This is a genomic window from Caulobacter sp. 1776 (assembly GCF_040545685.1).
Taxonomy (GTDB): domain Bacteria; phylum Pseudomonadota; class Alphaproteobacteria; order Caulobacterales; family Caulobacteraceae; genus Caulobacter.
Map to the genome: position 1 here is coordinate 278,742 of NZ_JBEPMI010000004.1, position 21,004 is coordinate 299,745.

General features: G+C 65.5%; 26 protein-coding genes. 10 read left to right on the plus strand and 16 right to left on the minus strand.

Going from position 1 to position 21,004, the window contains the following annotated elements:
- Positions 1 to 47: 47 nt before the first annotated feature.
- Positions 48 to 1,832, minus strand: a complete 1,785-nt coding sequence (locus ABIC66_RS12590; protein WP_354070622.1) for an autotransporter assembly complex protein TamA — start codon at positions 1,830 to 1,832, stop codon at positions 48 to 50.
- A gap of 272 nt (positions 1,833 to 2,104) precedes the next feature.
- Between ABIC66_RS12590 and ABIC66_RS12595 the strand changes: the two genes are divergently transcribed.
- The 3 genes from ABIC66_RS12595 to ABIC66_RS12605 are packed head-to-tail and all read left to right on the plus strand — an operon-like array spanning position 2,105 to position 5,601.
- Positions 2,105 to 3,628, plus strand: a complete 1,524-nt coding sequence (locus ABIC66_RS12595) for a circularly permuted type 2 ATP-grasp protein (protein ID WP_354070623.1) — start codon at positions 2,105 to 2,107, stop codon at positions 3,626 to 3,628.
- Positions 3,629 to 3,662: 34 nt separating this feature from the next.
- On the plus strand, positions 3,663 to 4,610 hold the full coding sequence (locus ABIC66_RS12600) for an alpha-E domain-containing protein (protein ID WP_354070624.1): 948 nt from the start codon (positions 3,663 to 3,665) through the stop codon (positions 4,608 to 4,610).
- Between the two features lie 10 nt (positions 4,611 to 4,620).
- Complete coding sequence (locus ABIC66_RS12605; protein ID WP_354070625.1) at positions 4,621 to 5,601, plus strand: transglutaminase family protein; 981 nt, start codon at positions 4,621 to 4,623, stop codon at positions 5,599 to 5,601.
- Positions 5,602 to 5,603: 2 nt separating this feature from the next.
- Here ABIC66_RS12605 and ABIC66_RS12610 read toward each other — a convergent pair whose 3' ends face one another.
- The 5 genes from ABIC66_RS12610 to ABIC66_RS12630 form a co-directional block, all read right to left on the minus strand.
- The gene (locus ABIC66_RS12610; protein WP_354070626.1) at positions 5,604 to 5,960 is read right to left on the minus strand and encodes a PilZ domain-containing protein; all 357 of its coding nucleotides are present in this window, start codon (positions 5,958 to 5,960) and stop codon (positions 5,604 to 5,606) included.
- A gap of 113 nt (positions 5,961 to 6,073) precedes the next feature.
- On the minus strand, positions 6,074 to 7,093 hold the full coding sequence (locus ABIC66_RS12615) for a sulfate/molybdate ABC transporter ATP-binding protein (protein WP_354070627.1): 1,020 nt from the start codon (positions 7,091 to 7,093) through the stop codon (positions 6,074 to 6,076).
- A gap of 16 nt (positions 7,094 to 7,109) precedes the next feature.
- Complete coding sequence (gene cysW / locus ABIC66_RS12620; protein ID WP_354070628.1) at positions 7,110 to 7,958, minus strand: sulfate ABC transporter permease subunit CysW; 849 nt, start codon at positions 7,956 to 7,958, stop codon at positions 7,110 to 7,112.
- Entirely contained in the window at positions 7,958 to 8,836 is an 879-nt protein-coding gene (gene cysT / locus ABIC66_RS12625) for a sulfate ABC transporter permease subunit CysT (protein ID WP_354070629.1), read from the minus strand. Before cysT ends, cysW begins: the two co-directional genes overlap by 1 nt.
- A 202-nt stretch (positions 8,837 to 9,038) precedes the next feature.
- Positions 9,039 to 9,314, minus strand: coding sequence for a hypothetical protein (locus ABIC66_RS12630; RefSeq protein WP_354070630.1), 276 nt, complete (start codon positions 9,312 to 9,314; stop codon positions 9,039 to 9,041).
- A gap of 371 nt (positions 9,315 to 9,685) precedes the next feature.
- Between ABIC66_RS12630 and ABIC66_RS12635 the strand changes: the two genes are divergently transcribed.
- Both ABIC66_RS12635 and ABIC66_RS12640 read left to right on the plus strand, forming a co-directional pair.
- Positions 9,686 to 9,991 carry a hypothetical protein gene (locus ABIC66_RS12635; protein WP_354070631.1) on the plus strand — a complete coding sequence of 102 codons (306 nt, stop codon included), beginning with the start codon at positions 9,686 to 9,688 and terminating at the stop codon, positions 9,989 to 9,991.
- Entirely contained in the window at positions 9,984 to 10,367 is a 384-nt protein-coding gene (locus ABIC66_RS12640; protein WP_354070632.1) for a hypothetical protein, read from the plus strand. The genes ABIC66_RS12635 and ABIC66_RS12640 overlap by 8 nt, the downstream gene beginning before the upstream one ends.
- 212 nt (positions 10,368 to 10,579) lie before the next feature.
- Here the strand turns inward: ABIC66_RS12640 and ABIC66_RS12645 are convergent, their stop codons facing one another.
- Positions 10,580 to 10,810 (minus strand): hypothetical protein, encoded by a 231-nt coding sequence (locus tag ABIC66_RS12645; protein WP_354070633.1) that lies wholly within the window; start codon positions 10,808 to 10,810, stop codon positions 10,580 to 10,582.
- A 61-nt stretch (positions 10,811 to 10,871) separates the two neighbouring features.
- Here ABIC66_RS12645 and ABIC66_RS12650 point away from each other — a divergent pair, with 61 nt between their 5' ends.
- Both ABIC66_RS12650 and ABIC66_RS12655 read left to right on the plus strand, forming a co-directional pair.
- A complete protein-coding gene (locus ABIC66_RS12650) occupies positions 10,872 to 11,456 on the plus strand; it encodes an SOS response-associated peptidase family protein (protein WP_354070634.1) in 585 nt (194 codons plus the stop codon).
- A gap of 4 nt (positions 11,457 to 11,460) precedes the next feature.
- Positions 11,461 to 12,045 (plus strand): hypothetical protein, encoded by a 585-nt coding sequence (locus tag ABIC66_RS12655; protein WP_354070635.1) that lies wholly within the window; start codon positions 11,461 to 11,463, stop codon positions 12,043 to 12,045.
- Here ABIC66_RS12655 and ABIC66_RS12660 read toward each other — a convergent pair.
- Entirely contained in the window at positions 12,042 to 12,323 is a 282-nt protein-coding gene (locus tag ABIC66_RS12660; RefSeq protein WP_354070636.1) for a hypothetical protein, read from the minus strand. The two genes, ABIC66_RS12655 and ABIC66_RS12660, sit on opposite strands and share 4 nt — an antisense overlap.
- Before the next feature lie 9 nt (positions 12,324 to 12,332).
- Positions 12,333 to 12,728: a hypothetical protein gene (locus tag ABIC66_RS12665; RefSeq protein WP_354070637.1), complete on the minus strand. Its 396-nt coding sequence runs from the start codon at positions 12,726 to 12,728 to the stop codon at positions 12,333 to 12,335.
- A gap of 56 nt (positions 12,729 to 12,784) precedes the next feature.
- Between ABIC66_RS12665 and ligD the strand changes: the two genes are divergently transcribed.
- Together ligD and ABIC66_RS12675 are read left to right on the plus strand one after the other, a co-directional pair.
- The gene (gene ligD, locus ABIC66_RS12670) at positions 12,785 to 13,750 is read left to right on the plus strand and encodes a non-homologous end-joining DNA ligase (protein ID WP_354070638.1); all 966 of its coding nucleotides are present in this window, start codon (positions 12,785 to 12,787) and stop codon (positions 13,748 to 13,750) included.
- A 42-nt stretch (positions 13,751 to 13,792) separates the two neighbouring features.
- Positions 13,793 to 13,978, plus strand: coding sequence for a DUF3606 domain-containing protein (locus ABIC66_RS12675; RefSeq protein ID WP_354070639.1), 186 nt, complete (start codon positions 13,793 to 13,795; stop codon positions 13,976 to 13,978).
- A gap of 100 nt (positions 13,979 to 14,078) precedes the next feature.
- Here the strand turns inward: ABIC66_RS12675 and lysC are convergent, their stop codons facing one another.
- The 4 genes from lysC to ABIC66_RS12695 all read right to left on the minus strand — a co-directional run bounded on the left by lysC (position 14,079) and on the right by ABIC66_RS12695 (position 16,154).
- Entirely contained in the window at positions 14,079 to 14,393 is a 315-nt protein-coding gene (gene lysC, locus ABIC66_RS12680) for an Rz1-like lysis system protein LysC (protein WP_354070640.1), read from the minus strand.
- Positions 14,394 to 14,758: 365 nt separating this feature from the next.
- A complete protein-coding gene (locus ABIC66_RS12685) occupies positions 14,759 to 15,376 on the minus strand; it encodes a glycoside hydrolase family 19 protein (protein ID WP_354070641.1) in 618 nt (205 codons plus the stop codon).
- A 40-nt stretch (positions 15,377 to 15,416) separates the two neighbouring features.
- Positions 15,417 to 15,770 carry a hypothetical protein gene (locus ABIC66_RS12690; protein ID WP_354070642.1) on the minus strand — a complete coding sequence of 118 codons (354 nt, stop codon included), beginning with the start codon at positions 15,768 to 15,770 and terminating at the stop codon, positions 15,417 to 15,419.
- A gap of 3 nt (positions 15,771 to 15,773) precedes the next feature.
- On the minus strand, positions 15,774 to 16,154 hold the full coding sequence (locus ABIC66_RS12695; RefSeq protein WP_354070643.1) for a hypothetical protein: 381 nt from the start codon (positions 16,152 to 16,154) through the stop codon (positions 15,774 to 15,776).
- 101 nt (positions 16,155 to 16,255) lie between these two features.
- On the opposite strand from ABIC66_RS12695, the gene ABIC66_RS12700 reads away from it, so the two are divergent.
- The gene (locus ABIC66_RS12700) at positions 16,256 to 16,777 is read left to right on the plus strand and encodes a hypothetical protein (protein ID WP_354070644.1); all 522 of its coding nucleotides are present in this window, start codon (positions 16,256 to 16,258) and stop codon (positions 16,775 to 16,777) included.
- Between the two features lie 30 nt (positions 16,778 to 16,807).
- Here the strand turns inward: ABIC66_RS12700 and ABIC66_RS12705 are convergent, their stop codons facing one another.
- From ABIC66_RS12705 to ABIC66_RS12715, 3 genes are read right to left on the minus strand one after another with little or no spacing between them, the layout of a single operon-like run.
- Positions 16,808 to 17,569, minus strand: a complete 762-nt coding sequence (locus ABIC66_RS12705; RefSeq protein ID WP_354070645.1) for a LamG-like jellyroll fold domain-containing protein — start codon at positions 17,567 to 17,569, stop codon at positions 16,808 to 16,810.
- A 2-nt stretch (positions 17,570 to 17,571) separates the two neighbouring features.
- Positions 17,572 to 20,784, minus strand: a complete 3,213-nt coding sequence (locus ABIC66_RS12710) for a hypothetical protein (protein WP_354070646.1) — start codon at positions 20,782 to 20,784, stop codon at positions 17,572 to 17,574.
- Complete coding sequence (locus ABIC66_RS12715; protein WP_354070647.1) at positions 20,784 to 20,999, minus strand: hypothetical protein; 216 nt, start codon at positions 20,997 to 20,999, stop codon at positions 20,784 to 20,786. The genes ABIC66_RS12710 and ABIC66_RS12715 overlap by 1 nt, the downstream gene beginning before the upstream one ends.
- Between the last annotated feature and the right edge of the window lie 5 nt (positions 21,000 to 21,004).

Here is a 21,004-nt window from a genome sequence, read left to right on the forward strand (position 1 = left end):
GGCGTGGGCGACGGTCTCCGTCAGGTCAGGCTTGTCGTGCTCCCCGCTCAAAAGCTTTGCCCGATGCTGAGATAGATCTGGAAAGCCGGATCGCCCGAACGCTTGCCCAGCGGCACGGCGATGTCGGCGCGGATGGGGCCGAAGCCGAGGTCATAGCGGACGCCCAAGCCCGCGCCGGCCCGGAAATCCTCGCGCCGCGGGGTCTTGTCCGTACCAATGGCGCCGGCGTCGATGAAGGCCACGCCGCTCCAGCGGTCGGTGACCTTCTGGCGCACCTCGAACGAGGTCTCGACCAGCGAAGCGCCGCCTTGTGGCGTGTTGTCGGCCAGGCGCGGGCCGATGGCTTGGTAGGCATAGCCGCGCACCGAGCCGCCGCCGCCGGCGAAGAACCGCCGTGAGGCCGGCACTTCCGGGACGCCGCCGCCGAGGATCGCGCCCAGCTTCACGCGCGCGGCCAGCACCGTGCTGGCGAGCTTGCCGAACGGCAGATAGGCCGAGCCCTGGGTGGTCAGTTTCAAATATGGCAGGGTCGTATCGCCGACCACGTAGGTCGGCTCGCCCCGCGCCTCCAGCCGCCAGCCGCGCTTGGGATCCAGGATATTGTCCGAGAAGTCCCAGGCATAAGCCGCCAGGCCCGCGAAGGTGGCAAGGTTCAGCTTGCGCCCTGCGACCAGACCATTGTTGCTGACCTGCTCCTTGGTCTGGGACAGGTCCAGCGACACGCCGAAGGTGCGATAGGCCGTCGTCTGGCGGCGCTTGGTGAGATCGACCCCGATCGTGGCGCCGGTTTCATTGTAGGCGTCCGTGTCCTCGCGGAAGATCGAGCTGTTCAATTTCAGGGTCTGCTGCGGCCGCCGCCAATGCGGCAACGCGATCTCGGCCCCCAAGCGCTGCTCAAGCTTGGCGAACTTCAAGGCGTAGGTGATGGTGTCGGCGCGCTTCAGCCGATTGTAGTGGCTCCAACGCAGATCGACACCGCCGCCCTCGCTGGTGGAGTAGCCGACGCTGGTTTCGATCGTCCGGGTCCGGCGGTCGGACAGGGTGACCACGACGGGCCGAAACCCCTCGGGCGTGGCCTTGTCGTGATCCGCGAGCGAGACCGAGATCGAGTCGTAGACGCTGGTGTCGCGCAGGCGGCGCTCCAGTTCGGCGATGTCCTCGGGATCGTAGACGTCGCCCGTCCGCCAGGTCGCCAAGTGATTTACCCAGGCGGGGTTGGTCCGCCCCTTGGTCACCACTTCGATCCCGTCCAGATGGACCAGTTCACCGGCGGCGATCTTGAAGGCCGGGCGGACCGTATGGTCGGCGTGGTCGACGATGACTTCGCGCGGCTCGGCCTCTGCGTCGGCATAGCCCAGCTTGGCGACCTGCGCGACGATGCGCCCTTCGGCTCCGACCACGTCGGCGGAGCGGCCCGGCTCGCCCCCGGTCAGGCGCATGGCCGCGGCGGCGCGCTGGCGAACGCCTTCGTCGGGGGGCGCGCCGGACCAGTCGATCCGCGGATCGGCGATGACGAAGACGGGCCCCGGCGTGATCTTGACCACCGCGCGCGGCGGCTCGCCATCCAGGACGTCAGGCTCGACGGTATAGGCGTAATAGCCCTCGGCGCGCAGCACGGCGATGGAATCCTCGCCGGCCTGACGGGCGCGGCGACGAGCCTCGGCGCGGCTTTGCGCGGGATGCTTGGACTGGGTCATGGCGCGTTGGATGGCGTCGCGCAGGGCCTTGTCTTCGACGCCTTGGATCTGGGCCATCGGTTCGTCGGCCCAGGCAGCCGAGGCCGTCAGGAAGGTCGCCGCCGTCAACGCCAGGGAAGTCCGCCCAAGCACCAAATCACGTTCCCCGCGCGAAGCGCCCCCGCCCCTGCTGTAGTCTGGGGTTCGCCCTCTGTCACGACCGGAATTGCAACGGACTAGGAGCAACCGGCGCTTCTCAAAGCAAGCGAAAGGCGCCCAAATGATAAGCAGCCGTGCGCATCTACGTGGCGGATGTCGAATTCGGCGCGCGGGCCCTCCGCGACGTTCTAGAGTCGGGACGACGCGGCCTCTTCGGCGTCGCGTCCAAAGCGAAGACAACCCTTAGGAAATAGGGCGTGGAAAAAAGCGTGGCGGCGAAGACCCAGACCCTGATGGATGCCCCGACCCTGCCAATGACGGAGGCGGCCTACCTGCCGGGGGTCGCCTACGACGAGATGTTCACGCCTGAGGGCGAGGTGCGCCCGCACTACGATCCCCTGCACGCCCGCATGTCGACCCTGGGCGCCGAGGAACTGGCGGGCCGCCAGCGGACCCTCGAGCGGTCCTTCCTGCTGCAAGGCATCACCTTCACCGTCTACGGCGCGGAGAACACCACCGAGCGGATCATCCCGACCGATCTGTTCCCCCGCATCATCCCCGCCGACGAATGGAAGCGGATCGAGACCGGCCTCACCCAGCGCCTGCAGGCGCTGAACCTGTTCCTAGCCGACATCTATGGCGACCAGCAGATCCTGATGGACGGGGTGGTGCCACGCGAGCTCGTCTTGGGCGCGCCCTCGTACCGTCGCGAGATGCAGCACATCTACGTGCCGCACAAAGCCTACGCCAATGTCTGCGGCAGCGACCTGATCCGCTGCCAGGACGGTCAGTTCGCGGTGCTGGAGGACAATCTGCGCGTCCCGTCCGGCGTCTCGTACATGCTGGCTAACCGCGACGCCGCCAAGAGGACCTTCCCTGGCACCTACCGCGCCGCCGGCGTCCGTCCGGTCGAGCGCTATCCCGACCTGCTGCTGGCCACATTGAAAAGCATGGCGGCCGACTGGCGCGGCGACCCGCAGGTCGTGGTGCTAACCCCCGGGGTCTACAACAGCGCCTATTACGAGCACGCCTACCTGGCGCGCCTGATGGGCGTGCCGCTCGTCGAGGGCCGCGATCTCGTGGTGCACGAGAACATGGTCTACATGCGAACCACGACCGGCATCCGCCGTGTCGACGTGATCTATCGCCGGGTCGACGACGACTTCATCGATCCCCTCACCTTCCGGCGGGACTCGTCATTGGGCGCGGCGGGACTGTTCAACGCCTATCGCGCCGGCAACGTGGTGATCTGCAACGCGCCCGGCACCGGGGTCGCGGACGACAAGGCCGTCTACGCCTACGTTCCCGACATTATCCGCTACTATTTAGGCGAGGACGCGATCCTGCCCAATATCGAGACCTTCCTGTGCCGTGAGTCCCGGCAGTTGGGTCACGTGCTCGACAATCTCGATAAGTTCGTGGTCAAGGCGGTCGGCGCCTCCGGCGGCTACGGCATGTTGGTCGGACCGCATGCCAGCCAGAAGGAGCGCGACGACTTCGCCGAGGCGATCAAGGCCGATCCCGACAACTACATCGCTCAGCCGACCATCCAGCTTTCGACCGCGCCATGCCTGGTCGATGGCCGTATCGAACCGCGCCACGTCGATCTGCGCCCGTTCATCCTTTCGGGCGAAAAGACGATCGTCACCCCCGGCGCCCTGACCCGCGTGGCCCTGAAGCGCGGTTCGCTGGTCGTCAATTCCAGCCAGGGCGGCGGCTCGAAGGACACCTGGGTGCTGGCTGACGAGAACGGCCACTCAAACGGCCACACAAACGGGAGCGTCCGCCCATGATGCGCGCGCTCCCTGAGGCGAAGAGGTCCCTCCCATGATGCTCGCTCGGGTTGCCGACAGCCTCTACTGGCTGGGCCGATATATCGAACGGGCTGAGCACCTCTCGCGCCTGTCCAGCGTCATGCTGAACGCCACCTTGGACCAGACCGACTCCGGGACCCAGGCCGTGCAGATCGCGCTCGCCGCCGTCGGCGAGCCGGGCGACGGCGAGACCATCGGATCGTTCGAGGCCGCCGAGGCGCTGGTGCTGAATCGTGGCGACCCTAACTCGGTGGTTTCCTCCCTGGCTCGAGCTCGCGAGAACGCGCGTCAGGTGCGCGACCAGATCACCACCGAGACCTGGGAGCGGCTGAACCTGCTCTATCTGAAGGTCACCGACAGGGACGCCGCCAAGGCGTTCTCGAACGGTTCGGACAACTTCCTGCACGACGTCATCGCCGACCTCCACCTGTTCAAGGGCGCGGCCGACACCACCATGAGCCATGGCGAGAGCTGGCGGTTCATGATGCTGGGCATCTACATGGAGCGGGCTCAGCTGCTGTCGCGCCTGCTGGAGGTCTGTTTCGCGGACTCGCCGGTCCATGGCCGGATCGACGACCACGTGGCCCTGGTCGGCGTGCTGCGCATGGCCTGCGCGCTGGAGCCCTATCTGCGGGTCTACACCGCCGAGATCGAGCCTAGGCACATCCTGGAGTTCCTGGTCTTCGACGAGGACTTCCCGCGCTCGATCCGCTTCGCCACCGCCCAGATCGAACAGCACCTGACCGCCTTGGCCCGCCGCGTAACGACCAGCGACCGGGCCGGCCCCGAACGCCTGGCCGGCCGCCTGAAGGCCCGACTGCAATTCGCCGACGTCGACGAGCTGGAAGCCGTCGGAGCCGGTCCGCTGCTGACCACCGTCGTCAACGAATGCGCGCGTATCCACGAAGCGATCTACGACACCTTCGTGGCCTATCCGCTCGAAATGCGCCTGCCCGCATAGGACCGAACCCGTGTTGCTCGAAATTCGTCACGTCACCCAGTACCACTATGAGCGCCCGGTCCGGGAAAGCTTGATGGAGCTGTGGATGCAGCCCCAGAAGAACGCCCGCCAACGCCTGGTCAGCTTCGAGCTCGATCTGGAGCCGGCCGCCCAGGTGTTCTCCTACGCCGACAGTTTCGGCAACGCCGTCTACCATTTCGACGTCCCCCAGCCGCACGACAAGCTGACCATCATTGCGCGCTCGGCGGTCGAGACCGAGCCGACCGGAGAGCGACCCGAGCAGCTGGACCTGGGCGAATGGGACCGCCTGCGCAGCGAGTTCGTCCGTGGGGAATGCTTCGACTTCCTGCGGCCGCATGGATTCGTCCAAACAACCGACGCGTTGCAGACCTTCATCAACGAGCATGACCTGGACACTCTCAAGCGTAAGGATCCGCTGACCGCCGTCCGCGCGCTGTCGGAGACGATCTATCGCGCGTTCGAGTACCAACCCGGCGTGACCGACGCTGACAGTCCGATCGATCTGGCGCTGAGCGCGGGGCGCGGCGTTTGCCAGGACTTCGCCCACATCATGTTGGCCGTTTGCCGCGCGTGGGGCATCCCCGCGCGCTATGTCTCCGGATATCTGTTCACCGATCGCGACGCTGGCGATCGGTCCGACCCCGACGCCACCCACGCCTGGGTCGAGGTCTTCCTGCCCAGTCTGCGCTGGGTTGGCCTGGACCCGACCAACAACATGATGACCTGCGAGCGGCATGTGGCCGTGGCGGTCGGTCGCGACTATGCCGATGTCACCCCGTCACGCGGGGTCTACAAGGGCGACGCCGAAAGCCAGCTGGCCGTGGGCGTCACCGTCCGCCGCGCCCGCGCCGCCCTGGCCGAGCCGGAATTCCTACGCATGGCCCGCCCCAGCTTCGCTGGCGGCCGCCGCCGGCCCGACGCGGCCCTGAAGCAGGAATTGCATCAGCAGCAACAACAGCAGCAGCAATAGCCCTACTGGAGGATCTCGGGAGACAGCGTGGCGGCGAACCGCCGCGCGATGTCCAAAGCTCCCGCCGCGCCGCCGGCTCGCGGGCCGATGCGCTGGGTTTCCAGGAACTGCACCCCGGCCTCGCTGCCCGAGCGCCAGACCACGTGGGCCAGGTGCACCCGTCGGCCGCCGGCGTCGACAAAGATGAACTTGTCCGGCGGCTCGGCGATGCCGGCCGTCGAGAGCCGCGCGCCGCGCTCGGCGACGTCCAGCAGCGAACATTTCCACGAACGCGGATCGTCCACGATGTAGATCTTGCGCGCCGCCGGCATCCGAGGATGCGCGCGGCGCTCAGCGCCGGAGGGCTCGACCATGACCATGCGACCTTAGAACTCCCGCCGACTCGCGACGACGATTTTAGCGCAACCGAGCGTGCGACGCGCTTCCATGTGGAACCGCGTTCGTCCGACGACAGCTTAACCGCTTAAGTTCCTTAGGCCGCGTAAACGTGGGCCTTGCGGGCGGCGATCTTCACCGTGCCCTGGAAACGGGCGGCCTCGGCGCGCGAGGCGCTGATCTCGATGTGGCGGCCATCGACGGCGGTGGCGTTGACCGTGGTCAGCGCGCCCTGCACGTGGGCGCGCTCGACCCTGACCTCGAAGCCGTCGTCGTCCAGCACGAAATCGTGCGGACGCACATAGGCCGTCGCCGAACCCTCGCGGACACCGCCGGCCGGCAGGCGCAACGCGCCGGCGTTGAACTGGCCGCCGCCCACTTGGCCCTCGAAGCAGTTGGCCTCACCCACGAAGCCGCAGACGAAGGCCGTCTGGGGCTGGTCATGGACCTGGTCCGGGGTGCCGATTTGCTCGATCTCGCCCTTGTTGAGGATCGCTACGCGGTCAGCCAGCTCCAGGGCCTCTTCCTGGTCGTGGGTCACGAAGATGGTGGTGACGCCCGTGGCATCGTGGACGCGGCGCAGTTCGCGGCGCAGCGATTTGCGGACCGTGGCGTCCAAAGCGCCGAACGGCTCGTCCAGCAGCAGCACGCTGGGCTGCACGGCCAGGGCGCGCGACAACGCCACCCGCTGGCGCTGTCCACCCGAGAGCTGCGAGGGATAGCGCTTGCCCAGGCCGTCCAGCTCGACCAGCTTCAGCAGGTCCTCGACCCGTTTGGCGATCTCGGCCTTGGCCGGCTTGTCCTTGCCCTTCCGCACATCCAGGCCGAACGCGATGTTCTTGGCCACGGTCATGTGCTTGAACAACGCATATTGCTGGAACACGAAGCCCACGCGACGCGCGGCGGCCGACGCGAAAGTGACGTCCTCGTCGCCGAACAGCACCTGGCCGGCGTCAGGAAATTCCAGGCCCGCGATCGTGCGCAGCAGCGTCGTCTTGCCCGAACCTGACGGGCCCAGCAGCGCCAGCAATTCGCCGTCGGCGATCTCCAGATCGACCTTGTTCAGCGCCGGATAGCGACCGAACTTCTTCTCGACGGAGCGGATGGTGATGGTCATGGGATCGTAAGTCCGTTCAGTGTCCGCCGCGTCCGCGCACGCCCGGCTGGACCTCGAGCGCCGTCTTCAGCACCAGGGTCACCACCGCCAGAAAGCACAGCAGGGCCGCGACGGCGAAGGCGCCGACGAAGTCGTACTCGTTATAGAGGATCTCGACATGTAGCGGCATGGTGTTGGTCAGGCCGCGGATGTGGCCGCTGACCACCGACACCGCGCCGAACTCGCCCATGGCCCGGGCGTTGCACAGCAGGACGCCGTACATCAATCCCCAGCGCACATTGGGGGCGGTCACTCGCCAGAAGGTCGTCAGGCCGCCCGCCCCCATCGAGACGGCGGCTTCTTCTTCGCTGGTCCCCTGCTCCTGCATCAGCGGGATCAGCTCGCGGGCCACGAACGGGAAGGTCACGAACACGGTCGCCAGCACGATGCCGGGCACGGCGAAGATGATCTTGATGTCGTTGTCGACCAGCAGGTCGCCGAACCAGCCCTGCAGGCCGAAGATCAGCACATAGATCAGGCCCGCCACGACGGGCGAGACCGAGAACGGCAGGTCGATCAGGGTGATCAGCAGCGGCTTGCCAGGAAACTCGTGCTTGGCGATCGCCCAGGCGGCGCAGAGGCCGAAGACGGCGTTGAATGGCACGGCGATAGCGGCGGTGATCAGGGTCAGCTTCACGGCCGCCAGGGCGTCGTGATTGTTGATCGCGGCCAGAGCCGCGCCCAGGCCCTTGCGCAAGGCCTCGGCGAACACGGCGACCAGCGGCAGGATGAGGACCAGGGCGAGGAAGGCCATGACCACGCCGACGATCAGGACCTTGGCCCAGGCAGGGTCGTCGGTGGCGCGGCGATGCGAGATGGCGGCCATCAGTCGAACCTCCGCGCCCAGGCCTGGATGGCGTTGATGAGGAACAGCATCGTGAACGAGACCGTCAGCATGACCACCGCGATCGTGGCGGCGCGCGCGTATTCGAACTGCTCCAGCTGGATGATGATCAGCAGCGGCGCGATCTCGGACTTGTAGGGCATGTTGCCGGCGATGAAGATCACCGAGCCGTACTCGCCTACGCCGCGGGCGAACGCCATGGCAAAGCCCGTCAGCCACGCTGGCGCCAGCGCTGGTAAGACGATACGCAGGATCGTGTCGATACGATTGGCCCCCAGGCTGGCGGCGGCCTCTTCGACGTCCTGAGCGGCGTCGCGCAAGACCGGCTCGATGGTGCGGACCACGAACGGCAGGCCGATAAAGATCAGGGCGATGGTCACGCCGATCGGGTTGTAGGCGGCCTTGATCCCCAGTGGGGTCAGGAACTGACCGAGCCAGCCGGTGGGCGCGTAAAGCGTCGCCAGGGCGATGCCGGCCACGGCGGTCGGCAGGGCGAACGGCAGGTCGACCAGGGCGTTGACCACGGTCTTGCCCGGAAAGTCGTAGCGGACCAAGGCCCAGGCGGTCAGCACGCCGAACACACCGTTGATCACCGCCGCCACGAACGCCGCGCCGAAGCTCAGGCGATAGGCGGCCAGCGAACGCTGGGAGGTCGCCACGGCCCAGAAGTCGGCGGGCGACTGGTGCGCGGCCTTCAAGACCACAGCCGACAGCGGGATCAGGACGAGCAGCGACAGCACCGTCAGCGTCACGCCCATTGTCAGGCCGAAACCCGGAATAGCCGAACGCCTACGGAAAAAGGGACGCTTGCCCGAAGGCAGCGGCGCGGACGACCGGCGCACGGCGGTGTCGGCGGTCATCGTCTGATCGTCGTCCAGGGTCCGGGCTCGCCACATAGCTCAAGGCAAAGATTGAACGCGCCGAGACGGAGAAGGGTCCCGGGGGCGTCGTGGAAACTGGACCGGTTAAATCTCTACCGCTGTAATAGGGCAAACGAGAAGGGATGGTGGGGGTGGGAGAAAAACTGGCGTGGGAGCGGAGCCCTCTCGAGCGTAGCGCCTCTTAGCGCTTGCATCCCCAGATGAAATTGCTGGTCTTTTCATCCATCGTCGCCTCACAGCTGAGCGTGACATCCTGTTCGCCGCCGATCTTCGAAACCCTGGCAAAGCCTGTCAGCTTTCGGCGTTCAACCTTGATCATTTGAACTTCGTGGACGTCGAGCCCTTTCGCCGAAAGTTCATCGGTCATCTGCGTCTTGACGCCCTCGATGCCCTTGTCCGTAAATTGAGGCCCGCACCCGGTCAGGCACAGACACGCCAACAATACAGCCCGCTTCAAGTTCGCCTCCCCAAGCATCTTCGTCGGAAGATGCCCTCAACTCAGCCGATAGAACAAGCGAATCGCCACGCGAATATCGCAATCGATCGTAAACTTCGATCCGAGCGATCTCTCGACCAGAACCATCTGGAAAGTTTGGTAGGCCGGGTGGGGTTCGAACCCACGACCATTCGATTAAAAGTGTAGTTCAAGCTTCTGATTTCACAGCACTTGGGTGAACGATTCCGTTTCCGTTCACGCCCAGCTTTTCCAGGGTTTTTCAGGCTGGTCTAACGGGCAACGCCGATGCTCTGATCCCCTTAACGGGTTTGACGGCTTGACTCAATCGCCGCCCGGAATGAGAACATTTCCGGAACATCGGAGACATCGCCATGACGGCCCAACGCTCAGACCAGAGCGCGACAACTCACGCCCCTATTCCAATCCGGGGCTCGCGCCACATCGTGAAGCTGACCCGCGTGACCGCGCCTGACGGCCAGGGCGGCCGTCGCACGCTGCACTTCACCTTCCCGCGCGGGACTGGCAATGGACGCCGCTCTGCCGTCGAGTTTATCCACGGTGAGCATGCCACCATGATCGAGGGTGAAGTGGCGTGGGCGGAGATCGAGCAGGTCCGCGGGCGACCCTGGAATTATTGGATCGTCCTGCGCCAGGTGGAGCCGCCCGCGGATGCCTGAACTCAGCGACAATCAGCGGCGCAAGCTGGTCGCGCTAGATCCGCGGTTCGCCGCGACAACCCTGGTGAGGGCGCTGGAGCTGAAATGGGAGATCTATTTTCAGTGCGTGGCGTGTCGGGCGACCAAGACGTGGCGGCACGACACCATGCTCGGCAGGGCGAAAGGTCTCCTGAAGCTCACCATGGCCGAGATCCAACGCCGGACGCCCTGCCCTCGGTGCGGCGCGAGGATGCCGGCGATGGCGCAAAGCGGCGTTTGGGACCCGCAGGATCTTGCGGAGCAGTTCAAATGGGATGCGATCGAAGCGCTGCGCAGCGCGGGGCTCGATCCGCTGGACTATGGTTATGGCTGGCGGCCGCCGACTGGCCGGCGGTGATCCATGGCCGACATGGACCCGCGTACGGGCAAGCTGTCGTCGCTGACGATCCGGTGCAGCTGCGGCTACAGCGTCACGTGGCCGCGCCAAGCCATTCTCGCCAAGGTCGGGCCTTGGATGCGCCCGGCTCAACTCCGCACGAGCCTGAGGTGTTCGGCTTGCGGAGCCAAGGGCCCGCCGAAGGTCACCATCAACGCGTCGCGATACTGATTTCAGCCAGCCTCCGAGTCCCGCCAGGCCTTCGCACGTCGGCGAAGCTCCGCAGCGACAGCGGCGGCCACGACAGGGCCGCCCTGATAGGTCTCGGCACCGCGCTCGGCCTCGTCCGCGAGGCGCTCAAGATCGCTCGGCGCCGTGGGGTTGTACTCTTCCAGGATCTCGGCGACGTCGAATTCGACGTCGGTGTGAAGCTTTGGAGCGTCGTCGTTGTGGGGTGGTCGCATGACGAGAGACTAGCTGGCGCGTTTCAGGTCGCCTAGCGTTTGAGACTCAAGGAGCCGGCGAATGTGCAACCTCTACAGCCTAGAGACGGGCGACCTTTTCAAGACCTGGGAGCGCGTGCTGCGGCTGCCGATCGTCTGGGAGGGCAAGGCCTCGAACTTCGAGCCTCGCCCAGAGATCAAAATGACAGAGGAAGCGCCGATCGTCCGCCACGTCGGCGACCAGGCCGTGGTCTCGATGACCCAGTGGGCCTGGCGCGCGCCGTCGGGCAAGCCGGTGTTCAACTTCGTGAGCGAGGGGCGCGACTTCAGCAAGAGCGACCGCGTCTTGATCCCGGCCGACGCCTTCTATGAGTTCACCGATGCCTTGCCCGGTCAGAAGCGCAAGACCCGCTGGAAGTTCACCATGCCCGAGAGCCCGCTGTTCTGGGTGGCGGGGATCGTTCAGAAGGGCTGTTGGACGATGCTGACGACGGAGCCTGGCCCCGACATCGCGCCGTACCACGATCGGCAAATCGTGGTGCTTGCCGGCGACCAGGGCCGCGACTGGCTTGACCTCACCCGCCCTCAAGCCGAAATCCTTACCCACCTTCCCGCCGGGAGCCTCGCCGTCCAGCGCGACTTTCCGCCGCCTGACCTATTCGGATGACGCGATGAACGACCAACCCATCAACGTCAGCTACAGCAATCCCGACGAGCAGGCGGAGGTCGTCGTCGTTGGAGATCTTGGCTGGCTTCGTTTTCGCAGCCGTACAACTGGTGAGCTGAACGAGATGTCGGACCTCGGCGAGGAAGATCCTCAGCCGATCGACGACGTCCGCAAATGGGCGAGCAATTGGAACCGGCACGGAACAGCGGGTTGGCCTGACAGCTGGATCCTGTCGATCCCGACCAGGCCTATGAAGGCCAAGCTCGCCGCCTATCTTCTCAACAAGCTGAAGCCAGCCGAGATCACCTGGGCGCCGGTGTCCGAGAAGCTGTTCCGCGAGGTCGGGCGCACGGTCGACCTGGCCGCGCAAATGGCGAAACTCCCTCCCGAAGCGCCGGCCGTGTTCGACGTCGGCGGCGGGTATCGCTTCATGATCACGGCGGCGGACCAAGTCGTCATGGTTCGCAGGAAGGACGGCTTGGCGAAGATCGGTCCCTACGGCGCCCTGGAGGACCTGGGCGTGAGGCTCTTCGGCCGGCTGCTTGAGGAAGGCGAAGTCGTCGTCGCCCGGGGCCTGCCGACGGCCTAGGTTTTCGCCTCTAGATCGAAGAACGGCTCGCCCCTCTCGCCCGCCTCGGAGCGGTTCAGCACCTTGTCTTCAAAGGCACGGGCGACGCTCACCTTGACGCCTCGATAGCGGATCCCATCCAGGATCTTGGTGCACGCCATGCCGCTGGCCAGCGTGCTGACCCGGCAGTAAGTGTCGGCGCTGAGCTGAATGAGCCCGGGCAACAGACCTTCGTCGCCCTTTTCCGCCGCCTCCTTGGCGTTGATGTCGAGCAGTTGATCGATGTCATCTAAGTTCATTCCGCCGAACTAGGACGATTCCACGTCGCCCAGCAGCGGGCCCGTCACTCGATCCGGCGCTTCCTTGCTGAAGTCGGCTTCGCCGGTCTTACGCTCGCGGTCGGCTTCCAAGGCTTGCTCCGCGGCGACGTCGCGCTCGGCCTGGTCGTAGTCCCGGCGTAGGGCCTTGCCCTCCGGATTGCCGGCCGAGCCGAACTTTCCGGGGTCCTCGCCGCCGGCTTCTCGGATGGTCCGAACCTCGGGCGAGGCTTCGAGGTCTCCGATCATCTGTTCGACCGCGTCCCGCTGTTCTTGCGGCGTGCTGGCCGGGCTGATGTACTCGCCCACTTCATCCTGCAGGCGGTCGACTAGGTGGTTTGCGGCTCCCGCCACCTGCGCCTTGCTGTTGTCGCCTTCGCCGCTCATCGCAACCTCCTGGTCACCTCGCCATTGAGTCCAGGACTCAACCCCGAGGCCAAGAAATGGCTGCGAAAAAGCGGATCCAGGGCTCGGCGGTGCCGATGCCCGACTTCGTGCCGTTCCAACATCCTAAGCTCGTGAGCGAGCCGCCGGCGGGCGACAACTGGATCCATGAGATCAAGTTCGATGGCTATCGCCAGCAGATCCGCGTCGAGCACGGCCGGGCGACGATCTGGTCTCGGAACGGGAACGACTTCACCGATCAGCTACGCGCGCTCGAGGCGATGGCCGGCGAGCTGCCGGACTGCATCCTCGACGGCGAATTGGTGGCCCTGGGCCCGAAGGGGGAACCGAGCTTTTCGGCGCTGCGCTCGGCACTGGCGCGGCGCGCCACAGACGATCTGGTCTTCTACGCCTTCGACATCCTGTTCGAGGGTCGGAACAACGATTTGCGCCCATACCCCCTGTCGACGCGTAAGGCGCGACTTCGGCATGTGCTCTCCGAAGGCGGAGAGCACATCGAAAACGCCATCCGCTTCGTCGAGCCGCTTGCTGGCCCACCCAAGGCTCTGCTGCGCGCGGCGTGCGAGCTGAAGTGGGAAGGAATCGTCTCGAAGCGTCTCGATGCCCCCTACGTCGGCGACAAGGTGGACACCTGGCGCAAGGCAAAGTGCCGGCCGGGGATCGAGGTCATCATCGGCGGCTGGACGGCGGATGGGTCAAGATTTGACCGGATCCTATGCGGACTGCCTGAACCCGGGGGCGGCCTGCGCTACGTCGGCAGCGTCGCGCCGAACCAGGCGCCAGACCTGGCACGAAGGCTCAGGGCCATTGAGGAAGCCGCCTCGCCGTTCACGGCGGGCCCCGCTCCAAAGAAGTCCAGCGAGGTTCACTGGGCGCGGCCTGAATTGGTCGCCGACATTGACATCGCCGAGTTCACCGCGTCGGGGAAGATGCGTCAGGCCAGCTTCCAGCGCCTGCGGCTGGACAAGACGGCGGCCGACATCAACCCGGACGTGGGAACCTGACGACGTCGGAGCGGATTGGTCCCTTCCAACATGGAGGACCACATGAGCGACGATCTGAACAACCGTGGCGCCCAGGACCGCAGCCGGATCTCGGTCGGCGAAGAGCATGAAGTGCGATACTGGACCGAGGCGCTGGGCGTCAGCGAAGACGAACTTAAGCGGGCCGTCGAAGCCGTCGGCAACAGCGCCGACGCGGTACGCGCGCACCTCCAACGCACCGCGACCTGAAACGAAAAAGGCCCCGCCAGCGCGAGCCGGCGGGGCCTTGTTGTGCGCTCAAGCCGAGGCGGCGAGCGGTAGGTGAAAATCGGACCCAGCTACAGGGCGGTCATTTCGACCATGGAAGGCGAAGGCGCTTGGCTCGCGTGATCTCCGCGTAGGCGTCGATCAAGCCCACCACGGCCGCACGCTTGGTCTCGCACGACGACACGGCGGCCTCTTGCCGAATGACCAGAGCGCCCATGTCGCCGACCGTGGCCAGCGGGCCAACCTCTGCCCTATCGCAGGGGGCCCGTAGCGTCGCCGGGACGGTCAGCGCTGCTTGGCGCGGAAGGGTCCCGCAACCGGTCAACGCCAGCCCGCACAGCAGCAGCCACGGCGGGGGAAAGCGGCTCGTCAGCACCGCGGGCTTGGACAACGACATGTTGGGCCTCTTGGGCTTCCTGGCGGATTATGACCTCCGAGCGGATGACCTTCTCAACGGCCTCCGTCTTGGCGGCTTCGACGTGGGTTTGCTCGGTGGCGACGTCGGCCTTGGCCTCGGCGTGTTTGCGCCGGCCGAAGGGATCGAAGGACCACAGCCCCCAGGCGATGATCGCGGCGGCGAGAACCCCGGCGAGGGCGTAGAGCCAAAGAGGCGCTTTCACAGAAACGGCCCGACCGTCAGCACGAAGATGACAGCCACGACGGCCGCCAGGCCGATGAGGACATTCACGGCGCTCCGTTCGTATCGGGTCATTGACGCCTCCATTTCAGGATTGCCCTGGAACCGCCAGGGCGCGGATCGGGTCAGGCCCAGCCGCCGGCGGCTAGCGCTTCCTGGAAGTCCATGGCCTCCTCGGCGATCTTCTCGGCCTTGTCGGAGCCGTTGATGATGGCGCGGGCCTTGGTGAACTGGTCACGGCTGGCGTGCCCGGTCTTCGGAAGGTGGTCGGCCAGCTTGCGGCCGGTGAACCAGCCCTCGCGCATGCCGCCCTCCAGGATCCTGGCGGCCAAGTCGAGCTGCATCGCCTTATTGGGGTCGGACAGGAGATCGACGCCGGTCAGCTTGGCGGCCCTGGCGTAGTTCACCTGCCAGGTCAGCTGCACTAGACCGCGACCCGCATAACGGATGCCATCACCTGGCCGTCGGTTGCCGTGCCTGATCGCCCGGTCTGGATCGCGGCCGGTCACGTCGTAGTTGCGACGCAGATACTCGTCGCCGCCGAACTCCTTGACCGGTTGCATCGTCCCGGCTGTCTCGTGATAGCCCGTCGCTAGTCCGTAAGCGACATGGGCCAGCGGCCAGGCCGCGCACGCGGCCAGGATCGCGTTGCAGCCTGCCACCTCATCGACCGAGAGCCCGGGGCCGAGCAGATCGACTTCGCGCACACGATCGAAGAACGCCTTGGGGTTGGCCAAGGGCATAGGCATCTCCTGCGATGTCGGTGGATGATTGGCCCGTCCGCTATGCGGTGGGCATGGTGGGTTTTCGCCGAACGAGCAGATCGCCGCGGATCTCGATGCTCCCGACGCGCACCACGTTGTCGGCGCGCCCATCTTTCAGGTCGGCGCGTCGCCACATGGCCGAACCGTGCGCGTCCAGGATCATGCCCAGCACGCCCACCAAGAACATGACGTCACCCGGTCCAGCGTCGAGGCGCAGAGCTCGCGCCGGCCCGGCCCAAAGCAGGCCGGCGGCGACGAACGTGAGCGCGAGCCGTTGACGACGGCTCAGATGATCGGTCCAGCCGAGACCGACGACGAGGATGATCGCAAGCACGGCCAGCGCCGTGAGGATCAGGGACATGAATGTGAACATGACTTACGCTCCCTCCTCGCCGCCGATCCGAAGACCGCCGACCTCGAACTTGATGAGCTTCAGTGGATCGCCTGCGTACTTGGCGACGGCTTGCGCGAGGCCTGCCAGGGCGATCATGCCGAACAGGCCGGTCAGGAACGAGAAGGCGCTGCCGAACTCGCCCGGCAGTTTCCCCCATGGCCATACCGACGCGACGCCAGCGACAAGCGCCGGCGCGATCCAAAGAGCGGACAAAAATCCGCCGACGACGCTGAACGCTTTGCCCTTGATGGTCAGCTTCTCGCCGAACGCCAGGGACAGGACCGCGCCAGCCACCCCAGGCGTCATAGGCGCAAGCTTGCTCAGGACCGCGACCAGGTGCGGGTCCCCCGTGTTGTCAGCCATCGGCCGCCCCTCCTTGATTGATGAATTACTCGACGCGAGATGACGACTCAGGCGTGTACTGAAGCCGGCTCAACCTCATTTCACGGTGAAAGCTCGCCGGCATGCAGCTCAACGTCGCGATTTCCCCCGCAGAGGTGGCCTTGGTCGGCGAGGCCATCATCAACTGGGGCATCTGCGAATCGATGACGTGGCGGAGCCTGGAGGCGCTGGCCGGCGGGCAACGCCCGCCCATCAGGAAGGCGATGTTGAAGTGGGGACTCGCGCAAAAAATCGAACTGCTCCGCGATCTAGTCGCAGATGACGAAACTAGAGCCCTGACGACAAAGCTTCACAGCTTCCACCAAGCAGTTGTCATAGAGCGGAACATCCTGGCTCACGGCATGACCTCTTTCAGCCTACGAGGCGGCACGGTCCACGACCACAGCCGATACATCCTCGCGTCTGAACTCGGCATGGTCCTTGAGAACTCGCGTTTCGCTTCGAGGCTCGCCGCCCAAATCTTTGTCCGTCTGGGAAAGGCCGACGCTATGTTCGAGGACCCTGGACCGGCGCCGATCGGTCGTGCGCAAATCCTTTCACTCGAGGAGCTGTCTTCACCGTCCCAGTCGACCACCAGCGAGTAGGCGTGGATCTGTTCCCCAACCGAATTCCCGTCAGACGCCGTGGCGAGTGTGGTTGTCGGCCCAGTCCTTCGCGACGAACGCCGCCGCGGTCCTGCCCGCCAGCGTCAGGTTCTCCATCAGCACTCGTGAGGTCTTCCCGGGCCAGTTTGCATAGCCGCCGGAAGCGTAGCCGATATAGGCCTTGGAATTGGGCGAGGCGGCGGGCGCTGTCGCTCCGTTGATCGTAAGAACCAACGCGCCGTTGCGGTAGACCGTCTTGACGCTGCCCTCCATGGCCACCGCGTACTGATACATGACGTCCGCCGTAGGCGTGAAGTTCGCCGCCGCCTCCTGGCCTTTGACCATCGCAGTGACCGAGCGGCTCGTGTTGACCTGGAGGCCATAAATAGCTTCCACGCCGTTCTGGTGGACCTTTCCCGTGCCAGACAATGCCGTGACGGTTGCCGGCACCGTGCACCAGCAGATCCATGCCCAGTTCGTCAGGCCCAAGGTTCCGGGGTCGTAGTCGGTGCTGACATTGGTGGGGCTGAGCTGGATCACTCCCAGCGGCCCCATCGCCCCCGTCGGTGAGGAGGAATAGGAGGCAGCCGTAACCACCTTGCCGTTCAGACCACCACCCGGCTTCAGGTTCACGGGCACGTCGTTCAGGTCGAAGGCCGTGCCGTCCCAGCACTTCGTGTTGGCGAAGTCATAGAGGAACATCGTCCCGGTGGACGCCATAGTGTCGTAGGCGGCGAGTTCCATGGCGTTGTCGCCAAAGTCGACGGCCGGGAACCGAATAACGAGGGTCATAGCTACCAGCCTTTCGTATCGAAGACGGTCTTGATGGCGCTGCCGACGCTCGTCTTCACGGTTGCGGAGGAAAAATGGGTCTTGTCGAAGGAGACCTCGATCCAGGCCCCGGCGATATTCGCGAGGATGTTCCCGACCGAGTTGTTGTCGGTGATGGCCGGCACGCCCGATTGGCGCAGGTAGTAGTCGTTCGCCGACCCGCCGGTAGGCAGTCCGTCGGCGGTCCAGTAGCCCTGGAAGGTCATGCTCGCAGGGGTGATGCCGACCGAGGTGTAATCGAGCCAAGCCGACAAGGGCGGAATGCCGTACATGGAGGCCACCTGCGCCTCGGTCTTGCCGGGGAACTGGAGATCCGGCGTCGACCCCGCGTTCGCCAGCACCGCCAGACGGGTGTCGAACCACTGGTCCGGGATATTCCGCTTGAAGAACTCGCGGCCCCGAACGATCGGGTTGGTGGCGACATCGTTGAACTGGTCTTCGAATTGCCCGAACACCAGCCGACCGCCGCTATAGCTGGCGATGCGCTGCCCTAGGACAGTGAGATACAGCATCCGAGGCGTTGCCGACCCGATCAGCCCCATGAGGCGAAGGGCCTGCTCCTCTGTTTGCTGATAGTCGGATTGGGCGTTCTGGCCCGCGTAGACGATATGGGGCTTGCCCCTGTGCGGGTCGCCAAGCTCGCGGATGTTCCGATGGACCATGGCCAGGACATCGGTGAAAGATGCGCCTCCGTAGCTTTCGGACGTGACAACCCGTGGGCTGAAGGCCGTGGAAAGTGCGGGGCCGATAAGCGCGACCATGCTGTCGCCCACGGTGTAGATTCCATCCACGCTTCGGCGCGGGCCGGTCTGGGTCTGGCATTTTAGGGCAATGCCCACCCGGCTCGCCGACTTCGAGGTCTGGCGGAACTCCCATTCGCTGCTGTCCGACCGGCAGGTCAGAAAGACGTAGCCACCGGCCGCCACTGCTGTGATTGGGTCAGACGGAACCTGGCCCCAGACTCCGTCGTCACGCAGCAAATAGTCGTCGACGGCGAAGGTGAAGCCGCCGGTCGAACCGGCTGCCGTCACCTGGTAGACCTCGCCGTTGACCGGCGACGACGGAAGCCCCGACGACGGCGCCCATTCGCCCCTCAAGAAGAACTCGCCCTGCTCGGGCGCGCCCTTGCCCCACTCGTAGAAGGAGGGGCCGCCCTGGGCTTTGGTCCCATGGACGAACAGGAAGTCGCCGATCGCCAGCTGCTTGCCCTTCCACCAGCCGGCCGAGGTGACGTTCCACCAGTCGCCCATAACTGGAGACGCGCCAGGCGGACGGGCCTGACGGGCCCAAGCCGAGCCCGTGTAGACGGCCACGTCCCCTTGGGCGTAGGTGTCCGACCCGATGGTCCGGGTAATGGCGCCGTCGCCATACTCGTAGTAGTCGCCGGTCGCGAAGGTGCCGGAAGGTGGCCAGGTCGTGGTGGAAGTGAACGTGCCTCGCGAAACCTTGCTGTCCGGCCCAGACGCCGCCGGATCGAAGGCGTTGCGATAGCGGCGCCCACGGATGACAAGGGGACTGCGCCGACGAAATTGAAGGGCCTGCCCTGTGTCGTTCGCGCCTTGGAGGGCGCGGGTGAGCACGCGCGGGAATGGCGACCAGCCGTAACCGCTGGCCTCGGTGCGGTTCGCGCATCGGCCTTGCCTCCCGCGCAGATCGTCCGGATACATCGGCACGACGTCGGTCGCTTTGGGCACCATGACGCGCGCCAAGGGCGGGTCGATCTTCGTTTCGGCAACAGCGCCGCTCGCCAGTTTGGCTGGCGTAACGGCCTGATCCTGGATCTGCGTCGTCCCGACCGCGTTCGCCGGAATACCCGAACTGGTCAGGAACTTGCCGATCGGATCGCCATTCGCCCGCAGGCCCAGGCCGATCCGATAGTTCATGTCGACGACGACGAAGGGGCCGTTCACAAAGGCCGGCTCTTCGTAAATCTCGATCTGACCGGCGCCGATCAGGAGTTTCAGGACCTGGAATACCGCCTGCACACCGAGCGGCGCGTTGAGCGAACCCGCCGTCAGGGAACGGACGTCCAACTTGTCGATCCGGATCGTTCCGTCAGACCTGAGACCAGCGGCCACCCTATTCAAACTGTCCATGAAAGCGGTGAGGTATGCCCCGCCGCCGCTAGTCGAGAACAGGTTTTCGACCTTTGTCGTCGCCGGCCCTAGGGTCAGGCTGTCGATAGTCGCCGCCGGCGCATTGAGATTGCCGATCGTAGCGACGGCTAGGCTGAAGGCCGCTACCGTCAGGGACCGGACATCCAGCTTCTCAATTCTAACCGTGCCGTCCGGCTTCAACGCGGCCGCAATCCGGTCATACATGTCCGCGATCGACGCGACGTAGCCGTTCGCCAAATCGCCCTCGGCCTTGGTGACCGAACCGCCCAAGGTCATCTTCGCCGTCGTGAGGGCGTCTGACGTCATTGCCGTGGCGATCAACGAAGCGATCGTGGCGCTGCTGGCTTGCATCGCGCCGACGATCGTCTTGGCGATCGTGGTCGTGCCGTCCGACTTCACGCCGATGGCCAAGCGCATGAACCCGTCGACGATCGCCAAGGCGATGTCGGGGAAGTCGTCTGAACTAAAGACCGTCGCGAACAGGTTTTCGATCGCGACGCGATCCACGTGCACATCGGCTGCGGCGTTCAGAACCAAAGCGCCAGCCGTTACGACCGTCTGTGCATCGGCTGTGGCGGCGGCGGCGGCGTTGCCCTTGGCCAAGGCGTAGTCGCCCTTATCCTGTGCGTAATCGGCGGCGACGATCGGCCCCTCGGCATACTCCTCCTCGGTGCCGGCATAGCCTAGGGAAACGGCCACGTCGTAGGCGCTGTCGCCTTTCGCGGTCGAAGCCAGAATTTTCGCCATGCACGGGAACAGCGTCGTGACGCCCGCCGCGTTGGTCATGGGGTACAGGCCGTCGCCGTTTGGGCCACCGTTGACGGTTCCGGTCCACCATTCGATGCGTTGCATCGCATCGGTGTTCCAGGCCGAGGCCGCCGTCGCCACGCGCTGAGATAGATCCGCAGGGATCGCACCCTCGCCACCCATCCAGGCCGTGAACATGGCCGAGAAATCCGTCGCGAAACCGCTGGGATCGGTCAGGGTCACGCCATGATCGCCGAGCAGCTCGACGAACTGCGCGGCCATGGCGTCGGTCGTGATCGTGCCGAACGGCATCAGTCAGCCTCTCTCTTGGCGGCCGCGGCCGCCTCCGTCTGGGCGGCGGCGCGGCCGCGGAGCTCGCCGTCGATTTCCTTGAGGCGCGAGGCGACCTGGAAACGCGCCTCGCGCAGGGCGTCCTCCTGCTCGCGTTGGCGGTAGTAGGCCTCGAGCAGCTGCAGGTATTCGCGCGACGCCGCTTCCCGGGCGTCGCCGCTGTTTGGATTCGCCATGGCGG